The 12,767-nt window shown below is 55.5% G+C and carries 10 protein-coding genes and 1 other RNA gene; 6 read left to right on the forward strand and 5 right to left on the reverse strand.

Features of this window, described 5'->3' with window-relative positions:
• Nucleotides 1–348: 348 nt before the first annotated feature.
• Nucleotides 349–768 (reverse strand): rubrerythrin family protein, encoded by a 420-nt coding sequence (locus FEAC_RS07310; protein ID WP_035389184.1) that lies wholly within the window; start codon nt 766–768, stop codon nt 349–351.
• Nucleotides 769–1,529: 761 nt separating this feature from the next.
• Here FEAC_RS07310 and FEAC_RS07315 point away from each other — a divergent pair.
• The gene (locus tag FEAC_RS07315; protein ID WP_160290350.1) at nt 1,530–2,939 is read left to right on the forward strand and encodes an FGGY family carbohydrate kinase; all 1,410 of its coding nucleotides are present in this window, start codon (nt 1,530–1,532) and stop codon (nt 2,937–2,939) included.
• 250 nt (nt 2,940–3,189) lie between these two features.
• Here the strand turns inward: FEAC_RS07315 and FEAC_RS07320 are convergent, their stop codons facing one another.
• Nucleotides 3,190–4,176 carry a cytochrome c oxidase assembly protein gene (locus tag FEAC_RS07320; protein WP_169741645.1) on the reverse strand — a complete coding sequence of 329 codons (987 nt, stop codon included), beginning with the start codon at nt 4,174–4,176 and terminating at the stop codon, nt 3,190–3,192.
• A gap of 202 nt (nt 4,177–4,378) precedes the next feature.
• Between FEAC_RS07320 and FEAC_RS07325 the strand changes: the two genes are divergently transcribed.
• The gene (locus FEAC_RS07325) at nt 4,379–5,455 is read left to right on the forward strand and encodes a 5-(carboxyamino)imidazole ribonucleotide synthase (RefSeq protein WP_052565981.1); all 1,077 of its coding nucleotides are present in this window, start codon (nt 4,379–4,381) and stop codon (nt 5,453–5,455) included.
• Nucleotides 5,448–5,936, forward strand: a complete 489-nt coding sequence (gene purE, locus FEAC_RS07330; protein ID WP_035389188.1) for a 5-(carboxyamino)imidazole ribonucleotide mutase — start codon at nt 5,448–5,450, stop codon at nt 5,934–5,936. The genes FEAC_RS07325 and purE overlap by 8 nt, the downstream gene beginning before the upstream one ends.
• A 340-nt stretch (nt 5,937–6,276) precedes the next feature.
• Here the strand turns inward: purE and FEAC_RS07335 are convergent, their stop codons facing one another.
• Both FEAC_RS07335 and FEAC_RS07340 read right to left on the reverse strand, forming a co-directional pair.
• Nucleotides 6,277–6,906, reverse strand: coding sequence for a GNAT family N-acetyltransferase (locus FEAC_RS07335; RefSeq protein WP_052565982.1), 630 nt, complete (start codon nt 6,904–6,906; stop codon nt 6,277–6,279).
• A gap of 798 nt (nt 6,907–7,704) precedes the next feature.
• Entirely contained in the window at nt 7,705–7,911 is a 207-nt protein-coding gene (locus tag FEAC_RS07340; RefSeq protein WP_035389189.1) for a hypothetical protein, read from the reverse strand.
• A gap of 87 nt (nt 7,912–7,998) precedes the next feature.
• Between FEAC_RS07340 and rnpB the strand changes: the two genes are divergently transcribed.
• The 3 genes from rnpB to FEAC_RS07355 all read left to right on the forward strand — a co-directional run bounded on the left by rnpB (nt 7,999) and on the right by FEAC_RS07355 (nt 11,567).
• Nucleotides 7,999–8,347: RNase P RNA component class A (gene rnpB / locus FEAC_RS07365), an RNA gene on the forward strand.
• Between the two features lie 940 nt (nt 8,348–9,287).
• Nucleotides 9,288–10,634 carry a UDP-glucose dehydrogenase family protein gene (locus FEAC_RS07350; protein WP_035389192.1) on the forward strand — a complete coding sequence of 449 codons (1,347 nt, stop codon included), beginning with the start codon at nt 9,288–9,290 and terminating at the stop codon, nt 10,632–10,634.
• Nucleotides 10,635–10,637: 3 nt separating this feature from the next.
• Nucleotides 10,638–11,567 (forward strand): UDP-glucuronic acid decarboxylase family protein, encoded by a 930-nt coding sequence (locus tag FEAC_RS07355; RefSeq protein WP_035389193.1) that lies wholly within the window; start codon nt 10,638–10,640, stop codon nt 11,565–11,567.
• 655 nt (nt 11,568–12,222) lie between these two features.
• On the opposite strand, the gene FEAC_RS07360 is transcribed toward FEAC_RS07355, so the two are convergent.
• Nucleotides 12,223–12,767: transposase (locus FEAC_RS07360; protein WP_152623134.1), on the reverse strand; the 545-nt coding region annotated here is incomplete at its 5' end.

A 12,767-nucleotide genomic window follows, 5' to 3' on the forward strand; every position in this document is an offset into this window, starting at 1 on the left:
CTAAGCCTCGTCTAAAGCCAAGCCGTGTGCTAGCACGATGTCCAACCAAGACCGAGGTAACGACGGCGATTAACGCTCCCAAGCAGCCAGAGGATAACCAGCAATCAGTATTGGCCAACAAACTGTTTGAGTCGAGCTGTGCTAGTCGAACCCTGTGCTAGTCGAGCCAGCTATCACCTCAACGTCTAACGTCTGCTCAATCCGATGCACTGCCCACGGACGATCCCGGCTTGTGAGATCGATCGAGACCCCAGCAAGAACCAACGTCGCCAACCAGTTGTCCAGTTGGCGACAGTTGGGACCCTCGTCTGCTAACAGTCAATCAAGACCGATAGACAGGCGCTAAAACTAGGCGATCGACTCGAGACCCTGGCCGAAGCGACCAGCGTGACTCTTCTCCGCACGAGCGAGCACCTCGAACCACTCCGCCACCTCATCAAAACCTTCGTCGCGAGCGGTACGTGAGAAACCCGGATACATCTCGGTGTACTCATAGGTCTCACCCTCTATGGCGGAACGAAGATTATCTTCGGTGGCTCCCACCTTCGCACCCGTTACCGGGTCGCCTACCTCAGCGAGGAAATCGAAGTGTCCAAAGGCATGACCAGTCTCACCCTCAGCGACTGAACGGAACAACGCCGCGACATCTGGGTACCCTTCAACGTCTGCCTTCTGTGCGAAATACAGATAGCGTCGGTTCGCTTGGCTCTCACCAGCGAACGCCTCCTTCAAGTTTTCAGCAGTCTTTGACGCCTTAAGCTCGGCCATCATTCTCCTTCTCTGATCGTTTGTCTCTGCAGACTGTATATAACTCGTATCCGATATCACCGGTTGTTGGCGAACGCCTAACCTCCATGACTAGTCGAACCACCCTGCGACGCGCCTGATTCCCAACATGCAAGCTCGATCTAGAATGATTCAACCTTTGGAGATTGTCAAAACACGGTGACATTACAATCCTAGTCATCGAAGACACCACCCCAAACCCACGCTCATGAGGGTGTTCGCGTGCCCAGTCGCAGAGGAGCAGTCAAGTGTTGCTAGCTGTATCTCTAGCTCTGCTCATCGGCTGCTCAGTTCGGTCGACAACGGCCAAGAGATATACCCTTCCCGCCCAGGATCCCTCAACACCAGTCTCAAGGATGCTAAATTAACACGATGGTCCATATCGTCGCCAAGACCACCGGCAACGCTCCTGACGCTGCCGGCTACACCATCAGCTGCACAGTCAACAGCACTGCCGACTGCACTGCCGACTGCACTGCCACCTGTACTGTGTCAACCGTCTGGCTCTCGCCTCACGAGCAAGGACTCAGAGCAGCAGTGTTGAACCGCAGGCGCCGGCGCTCCGACTCCACGCACACAACCCGATCACACACCGGGTATTGCAATCATCTCCAAATCGGGTGCTCGGATGTTCACACGCAGAGCCGGCGAGGTCTCAAGCACTCGTGTCGAACCAGTATGGAGGCTGGACCGGACCAAGCTCAACAGGCGCCAGAATGTCATACCGATGTCGAGTGGTGGCGATGACTTCGGTAGCTGTCCTCGACGTTGGGTCGAGCTCACTCAGAGCGTCGCTGGTAGACGAGGAGTTGAAGATCGTAGCTAGCCATGACGCCCCGCTCCGTCTTCTACGAGAGGGAGCGGCCAGTGTCGTCTTTGACCCGATGGAGATGTTAGAGCTCGCCGAACAGCTACTCGAGCAGCTGTGCTCATCCGGTAAACCCGATCGGCTCGCGATCACCAATCAACGGGCGAGCGCCATCGCCTTCCTTCGCAGCCGACCAGAGGCGATAGGAGTGGGGATCAGTTGGGAGGATCTGCGAACCGCTAGCCAGTGCCTCGCGCTATCACAAGCAGGAGCCTCCTTCGCTCCAAACCAGTCAGCTACAAAGTTCAGCTGGCTACTCGAACACTACGGAGCAGAGCACCCTGATCTCATGGTTGGCACCATCGATACATGGCTCACCTATGCGCTAACCCATGGGGCCACGCTCGCCACCGACGCCACCAACGCAGCGATGACCGGTCTCGTGGACTCATCAGGAAGGCGATGGGACCCGGACAAGCTCGAACTCCTTGGGCTCACGCTTGACCATCTTGCTCCGATCGTCGACGTCGTATTCAATCGTGGCGATCACCTGACTAAAGCAGGCCCAGTTGCGGTCATGGTGACCATCGCCGACCAACAGGCTTCTCTCGCTGGTCAACGCTCGTCGGCAAAGGTGACCCTTGGCACCTCAGCGGTCGCCGACCTCGATCTAGACGAAGATACTCCCAGGTTCGAACGTCGCGGCCAATCGGGCAGCTTCCCCATCGTCACCTCAGCCCAAGCCGGTCGAGCCAGCTTTGGGCTGGAGGCCTTCTGGATGAACGCTGGCTCAGCCATCGCGTGGCTAGGTCGCAACGGCATCTTGGAGGACCCAGCAGAATCTGAACTGATCGCCGCTGGCGCGGTGAGGAAGGCGATCCCAACTGTGGTTCCGGCACACTCTGGGATCGGCGCTCCGCTGTGGGACTTTGGAGGCCGGTGTGTGATCGCGAATCTATCCGCTCATAGTAGTCGAGCCGAGCTCGTCCACGGATTCTTGCTCGGCATCTCCTGTTCAGCAGCGGACCTGATCGCTGCTCTAGTGTCCGACAGTGGCCAAGACTTAGATCTGATCGGACTCGATGGCAAGGTGGCGACCAACCCGATTGTCGCCTCCGCGCTCTCAGCATTGAGCCCGGCCCCTCTAACGCTCTCACCGACAGCTGAGGCGACCACGCTCGGAGCTGCGCGTTTGGCTCTCGGGCTTGAGAAGGAAGCACTGCCAGCTGGTCAGCTAGTCGAGCCCAGCGACACCCATTTCATGACCGAATACTACGAGCGCTACCACAAGAACTTGGAACTTGCCCGAGAGGCGATACCCGCACTTAGCAAGGTCTCCTTTTAGTCTCCAGATGAGAGGCTCGTGGTGTGGGTATCAACGGCTCAGATACGATCAGCTCTCGGTGAGTGCGCTTGAATACAGCTGGATCAAAGACCCCAGTCAGACAAGCCAGGGGCAGTGGAGCCAGAGCGGTCGAGCCGGAGTTGCTGAGCCAAAGCAGCTGAGCCAGAGCAGTCGAGCCCGAGCAGTCGAGCCCGAGCAGTCGAGCCCGAGTAGTCGAGCCAGGGCACTAGGGAGCGAGTTGAACCAGAGGTTATTGGGCCCCAGGGTTTGAGTCGTAGTTCGAGGTCCGCGTGACACCCAATCCGGTGGGTCGAGCCACCCTAACACGTCGTAACACGAAGCTACGGAAGGTGTCGGAGATGTTGTTTGTCCCCTGCTCCTCATCGCTTATGGCATCCCTTAGCACCACAACTCCAGCAATGAACCATGGCACCGCACCGAAGACCCAGAGGATACCGGCAGCGATCTGTTGATCAGCCAGGAGTGACATCGTGCGATAGCTTCCCATCGCCCAGTTGAACGCCGAATACCAAGCACCTGACGAGAGGCCCAGAAAAATAGCCAACAACATACATGACATCGACACTGAAGCGATATGTGCAAACCTGAGGATCGAGTTTTCATGGTAGCGACGCCGACCTTGGTCGATCGCTACGTACCACATAAAGACCCCAGCGAAGAAGAAGGAGAACATCATCAGCTCCATCCTCCCATAGGACTGCATCGCCCAGTCGAATGGTCCGGGTACGTGCCAGATCCACATCGCTCCGTCGAATGCGATGACCGCTGCCCATGGAGAGCTGACTATCCGGGCGGTACTCGCAATCCTCTCATGGGAGGCGAGCGCCCGATAGCGGATACGCAACCACTCCATCAACCGAGCAGGAACGCCTTCGGTCATCTCGGTCCAAGGGTCGGCGATGATCAGAAATGGTGGTGCGAAGACCATTAGGTCAAGGTGCCAGATCATGTGCACCCACTGATAGACCATTGCCCAGTCAGGAATCGGTGAGAAGAAACCAACCACCATAAGGAAGTTGGCGATCAGCATGGCAACAGAGCGCCGTTCGTAGCCTGCACGGATCTCGGGAGCCATCTGAGTCCGCATTCGGCGCACGTGTCCACGCCAATAGGCGGCAACCGGCAGTCCGCAGAGGATTAGTGCATACCAGTCGATGTGCCAATTGTCGACGACGTATCCGAGGAACGAACCCGCCTTCACAAGGACCATAGACATCGCCACCAGGTACACGCAGACCCCAACCTCTCAACCCGTCTAGCTTGTAGGCTAGCAGATTCGAAAACATTCTGTTCGAAGACGCGGAGCTGTAGAATCCGCGAACCTAGATCGAAAGGGGCAAGATGGACACCTGTAGGCAAACCAATCCAGGCTCGGCTCTTTCGCCACTGAGCACCGCATTATCACACAGAGAGGTCGCGTGAGCGCGCGCATCGGAGTGATTGGCGGCGGTCAACTCGCACGCATGCTCTTCAACGAAGCTCTGAACCTCGACATCGATATCTCTTTCCTGGTCCGACCGACCGATGAGGGAATCCTGGGGAGGGCCGCCCAAGTACAGGTCGGCGAACTAGACATCGAATCACTGCTGCGCTTTTCTGAAACGGTAGACGTGATCACATTCGAACACGAGCTCACCCCGATCTCGGTTCTAAAGGAGCTCGAAGACCGCGGAGTTCGCCTGCTACCATCTTCTGGGACCATGGAGGTAGCCGCCAACAAGCTCGCGCAACGTGAGCTCTTCGCAAAGCTCAAACTCGCCGTTCCGCGTTTTGCCAAGTTAAATGCAGACACCGTCTTTGAGTTCCCATGCATCGCCAAAGCGATCACTGGTGGTTACGATGGCCGTGGCGTCCGTTGGATTAACGACCCCTCCGAGCTCACGCCGCTGATAGAGAGTGAAACCCCTTGGCTGCTCGAGGAGCTTCTAGATGTCGACCGGGAGATCTCCGTAATCACAGTCTCCACACCCGACGGTGAGATCGCCACCTATTCGCCAGTGAGAACCATCCAGCGCGACGGCATCTGCGTCGAGGTCCAGTGGCCCTCCGGTGTAGCGGCAGATCTTGAGGAGAGGGCGCAAGCGACGGCAACCGCTATAGCTCGTGAGCTCGGTTCAGTTGGCGTACTCGCAGTTGAGTTCTTTGTGGTAGCAGGCAAGCTCTACATCAACGAGATCGCTCCCCGAGTGCACAACAGCGGTCACCTCACTATCGAAGCCGCATCAACCTCGCAGTTTGAAAACCACCTCCGAGCTGTTGCCGGTCTTCCACTTGGACCCACCGAATTCACTGCGCCCGCAGCGATGATCAACCTGATCGGAGAGCTGGGCCCGATTGAGGAGTACCAACCATTCCCTCGTACCCGTCTCCACCTCTACGGCAAGGAGGGGCGCCCTGGTCGCAAAGTTGGTCACATCACAGCAACGGCTACGAGTGCTGCAGGAGCCTCGCAGCTCGCTCATCGTGCCCGAGAAAGGATCATCAATCATGAGTAGTCCACAGATTGCCATCGTGATGGGGTCGGACTCCGACTACTCGGTCATGGCTCAAGCGGTCGAGATCTGCGAAAGCTTCTCAATCCCCTACACCACCGGCGTGCTCTCGGCGCACCGTACACCCCTCGACATGCTCGACTTTGCCGGTAGAGCAGCCAACCAAGGCTACCGGGTCATAATCGCTGGAGCCGGGGGTGCAGCTCACCTACCTGGCATGATCGCGTCCAACACGGTTCTGCCGGTCATCGGAGTACCGATACGACTTGCCAACCTCGAAGGACTCGATTCACTACTGTCAATAGTGCAGATGCCCCGAGGGGTGCCGGTTGCAACTGTAGGAATAAACAACGCAGCCAACGCAGGGCTCCTTGCCGTTCGCATTCTCGCCATCGAGAAGCCAGAGCTTGCTAGTCGCATGCGTGACTACCTGGACTCGAACGCAGAGGCGTCACGAGCCAAGACTCTCCCACCTGTTCAGTGATCGTGCCTGCTCAGTGATCGTGCCTGCTCAGTGATCGTGCCTGTCGAGGAATCGTACCTGTTCTGTAACCGCTCGAGTCTAGCCACACACAGAAAGAGGGAGCTCACAGCAGCCAGAGGGAGTTCGCGGGGGTAGCGTGCACAGAGCTGAGGAATCCAACCCGAGCTTGACTTCGCCAGACTCTTTGACTGCTGGCCAATAGCGCGAGCCAGAAGAGGGCACTGCCCCACCCCGCTTTGGAGCCACCTCAGGGCTTGACATATCTAATCGGCAGGTATCTAAAGCGTGTCCTACCTCCGGACCAGGTCCGCTAGCTTTGTTACGTCTCGATAGCCTTCCACTACTCCTGGCGCAGAGTGGCCAAGAGTTTGGCAGCTTCACTCGATGGCCAGTTGCTTCGGAGCATCCGCCAAGGCACCTCTATGCCAACCTCAGCATGCGCTTCGGGTTTGCGCCTATGAGATGCGAGCCGTTCATAGCCAAGACGCTCTGGGATCGTGCCACTCGCTCGATTGGCCTCATCATGGTGAATCTCAACGCGCTCAACATCCGTGATCGAGAAGGCTGCCTCGGTAAGGAGTGCCGCTGACAACGTCCCCACTCCACGACAGGTATGACGAACATCGACCCAGTAGCCGATCTCGAGAGCTCCTGGGCCGAGCCGGGCATGGAGACCAAAGCTCCCCATGAACCTATTTTCGCTGTCAGTGGGAACATAGATCGCTTCGTGTGCGGGCCGGCCAGAAGCCACTCTCAGGGCTTGGCTGACATACTCATCCGCCATCTCTCTGTTATAGCCGGTGACCCAAGGCATCCATGGTCGAAGATGCTCCATCGATGCCAGAACTGCCTCGTAGAGATAATCTGCATCACCAGCCTCGATGAGACGGCATGTAAGCCAACCAGCATGAAGCGACCGAGGTGGAACGAATTGAAAGCCCGCAGCGCTGTTGTCCACATCCGATGCCATAGATACACCTCTCCTTAGAACTTCGTGACTCCGGTTTGTCCGATTTCTCCGCAATCACACTGCGCCAGCAACGAACCAGAAAGCACCCTGTCGGTTAACCTGCCTGCTCGAATGCCGGAGATAGGGAATTCTAAAGGCGTAAAATACCCAAGCTATTCGAATGCAAGCGTAAATCAATCGTATTCAGCGCTCTGAGTTTATATTCATCCTCTACCACAGTGACGGTCATGCTCTATGAGCCATCAGCGCAGGCATTCGTGCACGTGATGATTGCAATCTTTGCCCCGAATCACTACATTTCCTGCTGTCTCGAATAGTCCATTTCAATAAGGTAAATCCAGAGACAAAATTCGGGCATGGGAGGCTGAGTTCACCATCTCTACCGTAGCTTGAGTAACACCTGGGTTGCGGCGATGCCAAACGTGAGCGGCCGAGTTCGCCAAGCTAGCATCTGCTTGCAGCTTGCAAGCTGACACTGTTGAGTCTTAGCGATTGAGTCTTAGCGGCCAGGAACCTCATCAGCGCTATACACAAAAACATCAGGCTTCTCGGACTACACCGGAAATCTGAATCCAGACTCATTGGCGATCACGCGTACTGTTCGTGCAACGGCAACCCAGCAGTAGATGAGCACCCGATCGTTTGGCTAACAACCGACCTTGTTGGAGAAAACCTTGTCGAGGATTCGCCATCGATGCACAGCAAGCTGACGAACGACCAACGTCGCCTTGCGAGCTGACGAACGACCAACGTCGCCTTGCGAGCTGACGTATACACCCAAGGGACCCGGTCGACAGGCTACTGCTTTGAGTGATAGATAGGCGAACCAACCGGTGCACCGGCGTAACCATTCACCGTGTGCCCAACGGCAGGGTACTGCCACGAGCGTTCACCGAGCGATCCCTGTTGCGCGAACACCCCACCTATCATCACAATTACGATGATGGCGATCAGCACTAGCAGCGCCCCAATCGGCTTTGGAATCCGATTGATCTCAGTCTTCACAACGCCCCACTTTCCCTACGTCTCGACCCACCCATTATAGGCAAGCACGGGCCAACTGAACAACTCAACGATTTAGACTGAGGCAACGAAGGGGATCAGGTGATCGCGGAGCGAAAGCTCTGAGGAAGGTCGGGGCTCCACAGGGCAGGGTGCTGGCTAACGGCCAGTCGAGGTGACTCGCAGGAAAGTGCAACAGAGAATAGACCGCCATCTAAGTCTAGGCAGGAACACTAAGGCTTCGGTGGTAAGGGTGAAACGGTGCGGTAAGAGCGCACCAGCAACTTCGGTGACGAAGTTGGCTTGGCAAACCCCACCCGGAGCAAGGCCAAATTTGAGTTAGGGCTGCCCGTCCGTTACGACTCGTGGTAGGCCGCGTAGATGGATGATCACCCAAGCGAAAGCTGGACAGAACCCCGCCTACAGATCCCCTTCGCCCTCAGCCACCAACAACACACCACACTCTTCGCACCGCTGCAAGACCGAGGGCTGTGAAGTCACCTTGCCACGCAAGGCACTGGAGAGCGCCATATGGCAGTTTCCGCAGTAGCCAGCGTGCATTAGAGCAAGGGCAGGTGAAACGCCCTGGGATCTGACGCTTTGAATCAACGAAACAGTGGGCTCAGGTAGTTGGGTAATCAGATCGTCCAACTCCGCAAGCTTCGCATCTCTTTCGGAAGACAGCTCAGCTTGAATGCGGGCTTGATCGTCTAGGAGGACTACATACTCGCCTCGCTTGATCTCAAGCTGAGCAACGAGATCGGAAAGCTGCAACTTGCGCTGCTCCGACTGTTCCATGAGCTCAAGCTCAGCCTCTTCAACGGTGTCAAGCTTTCCTTGAAGCACCTCTGTCTCATGTTCGATTTGGGTAGCCTGGCGATAGTCACGAGCACCCTCAGCGGAGCGCATATGCCCTAGACGCAAGGCCAGCTCTGACTGCTCTGCGGCCAGCTCCTCCGCACGGGCCGTTGCCGCTACATCTGCAGCCTCAAGTGTCCGAATCTGCTCCTCCAGCCCAGCGATCGCCTGCTTGAGATCTCTGCGAGCCTCAACTTGCGCACCACCATGGAGTGCGGCATCTAGCCGCATGACATCATTCTCACGCGCTACGATCATCTGCAACAACGACACCTGAACCCCTCATCTCTTACAACCGTTATCAAAGGAAGGCTACACCGTAATCCTCGAAATGATGGACCGACTCCAACGGCTGCGCCGATATGCGAGTGACCATCTCCATAACCGAGTTGACACATGGCCATCCAATTAGCCACCATTCATTCTGTCGGCTGCCACAATCGTTCGAACGCTACTAACGTCCTACCGTAAGAGCTGGACTACTCTAAACAGTCAGGGCGAGCACGAGGGTTTGGGGGCCAATGAAAATTGCAGTTTTTGGTCTGGGTTATGTTGGCCTAGTAACCGCCACAAGCCTTAGCGAAGTCGGACACCAAGTCATCGGTTATGACGCTGATACTGACAAGCTTGAGTCTCTACGAAACTCGGAGGTACCCTTCTATGAGCCGGGCTTAGCAGATCTGGTGTCAAAGAACATCGACCAAGGAAATCTCCACTTCGTTGACCATATCGACTGGGCAATAGCTGACTCCGACGTAATCTTCATTGCCGTAGGTACACCCCCCAAGGAAGATGGCAGCGCGGATCTTAAGAGCCTGTACCAGGTAGTAGAGTCCTTAGGCCAGATGCTGGAGAGATCGATCACGATCGTAGTCAAGAGCACAGTTCCTGTTGGAACAAACCAAGCCATCGACCGTGCACTCAATGCTTTACTGGAATCCCGTGGACTGCAGGTGAGCTGTGACGTCGTCTCAAACCCCGAATTTTTGCGAGAAGGAAACGCGCTCCACGATGTCTTTAATCCAGACAGAATCGTGATCGGAGCGACGTCACGCCAAGCCTTCGATACTATGAGGAGGCTCTACGCACCATTTCACTTCACCTGTCCCTTGCTTGAGATGGAACCTGCATCGGCTGAACTGAGTAAATATGCGGCGAATGCTTTCTTGGCATCGCGCATTAGCTTCATGAATGAGCTATCCCGTCTAGCCGAAACCGTTGGAGCCGATATCAACCAGGTCTCAACGGCACTTGGAACTGACCCCAGAATAGGTCATCACTTCCTACACGCTGGGATAGGTTACGGTGGATCCTGCTTCCCAAAGGACATACTCTCCCTCCGAAACATGTTTTGGGAGCACAGAATCGAATCACCTCTCACAAATGCGATTCAGCAAGTCAATTCCGAACAACGCCACCGCTTCGCGAAGACCATCATTGAGCACTTGGCGGATGCAATAGACAACTCAACGATTGCCCTATGGGGGCTCACCTTCAAACCAAACACCGACGACATGCGAGATGCGCCAAGCCTTGAGATTAGTCAACTACTCCAAAAGGCTGGTGCAAACGTCCGCCTCTATGATCCAGTCCTCAATTCGGCAATCAAGGACCGGTTCCCGACCGACTCTCAATTGGAATTCGTGGACGATATGTACGAAGCCGTACACGGCGCGGATGCACTAGTCCTCGTTACCGAATGGACTACGTTTGCTGAGCCCGATTTTACAAAGGTAATGCAACTAATGCGGACTCCGAACGTCTTCGACGGCCGAAATTTCTGGGATCCTGACTTCGTTCGTTCGCAAGGTTTTACCTACTACGGAGTCGGGCGTCCAGAGATCCGGTTCAATCAGAAAGGCGGTTGATAGTTGCGGATTCTCATCACTGGCGGAGCTGGGTTCCTAGGATCCAATCTGGCGGAACTGCTCATAGCTAGAGGAGACTCAGTCATAGTCATAGATGATCTCTCCACTGGTCGAAAGCAGAATCTCCAAGGAGTCGTGGCCAATGAGAACTTCACATTCGTCGAGGCGGACGTATGTGAACCGTACTACTTCGAAGTCGATCAGATCTATAATCTCGCATGCCCAGCATCGCCGCCATATTATCAACGAGATCCGATCAAGACCACGATGACGTGCGTGCTAGGTATGAAACATGCCCTCGACCTTGCCCAGCAGACCGGGGCTACGGTTCTACAAGCTTCGACTAGCGAAGTCTACGGTGATCCAGCTCGCCATCCCCAGAACGAATCATATAGGGGAAACGTAAATCCGATCGGGCCCAGATCCTGTTACGACGAGGGAAAGCGAGTAGCGGAGTCCCTATGCTTTGACTACCAAAGGCACCACGGCACCAAAATCAAGGTTGCAAGGATCTTTAATACCTATGGCCCCAAGATGCGAGCCGACGACGGACGAGTTATTAGCAACATGATTGTCGCAGCCCTCAATTCCGAGCCACTCACAGTATACGGAGACGGCTCCCAGACTAGAAGTTTCTGCTATGTTGACGACCTCCTTGGCGGGCTCACCGCAGTGATGAATGACACTCTCACCTCTGGACCATACAACGTTGGGAACCCGGATGAACGAACGGTGCTCGACGTTGCAGAAATCATCCGACAATGCCTTGATGGCGCCTTGACAATTACCCATCTGGACCTGCCGGTTGACGATCCCAGACAGAGATGTCCAGATATCACCCGCTTGTCTAATGAAACCGGTTGGATACCAACAAGGGATTTTGCAGCCGGATTAGGAGAGACCATAACATACTTTGAGCAGAAGATCGGCTGAATCAGCGCCGGTTTTGCGGGGTCGCGGTTCCTTGCCAATCCATAGGCTGGAATAACCCCGGACTTCTTGGAGACTCCTAATCCTTGCCCACAAGGGCATACTAGGCTTTACTGACCTCTCCTGCCGTCAAAGGCCTCATTGGCTACACTTTATCACCGAGAATTGTCGTCATGCCTGGCCAGGATAGGTAAAGGGGGAATTGGAGTGGTAAGTTCAGACTAAATTGCAAGCGGCATGGCTAAGCGAGTTCGGTGTCCTATTTTGTTGAGAAACCACACAGAATCACTCCTCGGCAGGTCGATCACCTGGCTAGGAGTGGTACAGTTTAGACATATGGATAGACTAGTTGCGAAATCGCTTCAGCTCGACTTAGCGCTCCTAAGCATTCGCAAATTGTCTTTGGCGACGCGTGCTCAATTCCTCAGCCAGAAAACTATGGCGCTAGCGGCCTTAGCCTGGATCCACCGACGCACCCCGGTTTCGGGGTGCGTCGGTGGCCCTAAGACTGTGATTTTGTGCCGTTGAGTTAACCCGTGGTTCTGGATCGGTTCTGACCCGAGTTGGGACGTGGTGGGTTAAGGATCTGATTTGGTGTTTCATTTGTGGGGCGCATGGAGAGTGTTTCCCGACCGCGCTTTCGAGTCGGAGGAGTTCCCTAGATGGGAACTGGTTCGAGTGCCCGGAGGGTGACGAGTGCTCTCATGAAGGCCCCGGCCCATGGCCAACGAGCCGGAGTACGCAGTATCATCTTGCCCGATCGGTTGACGAGTCGTCCCACCAGCGAGATGAAGTGGTTGCGAAAAGTACGGGCTATGACCATCGATTCGGCCGGGGTGATCTCACCAAGGTAGCTCACCTGGCGGGTGAGGTTATGGGCGATCACCGCATGGGCTAGCCATGCTCCATTGGCATGAAACTTACCAGAGGGGATATGTTCTAGTCCTGCTCCCTCTTTGAGATCTTTGATGGAGAGTTCAATCCGTGCTCGGTTACGGTGGAACTGATCCACCTCAACAGCTGAACCTTCCAAGTCAGTGACGAATCCGAAGTATCTCCAGTTAGGAAAGAGCTCTGCCTGGTCACCAATGAGGCGGGTACGACGGATAATGAGACGTCTTCCCTTATAGGTGGTCTCTGCTACTTGGGCCTCACCGTTCTCGGTGTAGTCAATAGCTATCCAGGAGTCCTTACTAATGTCCT

Source organism: Ferrimicrobium acidiphilum DSM 19497 (assembly GCF_000949255.1).
In the GTDB taxonomy this organism is placed as follows: Bacteria; Actinomycetota; Acidimicrobiia; order Acidimicrobiales; family Acidimicrobiaceae; genus Ferrimicrobium; species Ferrimicrobium acidiphilum.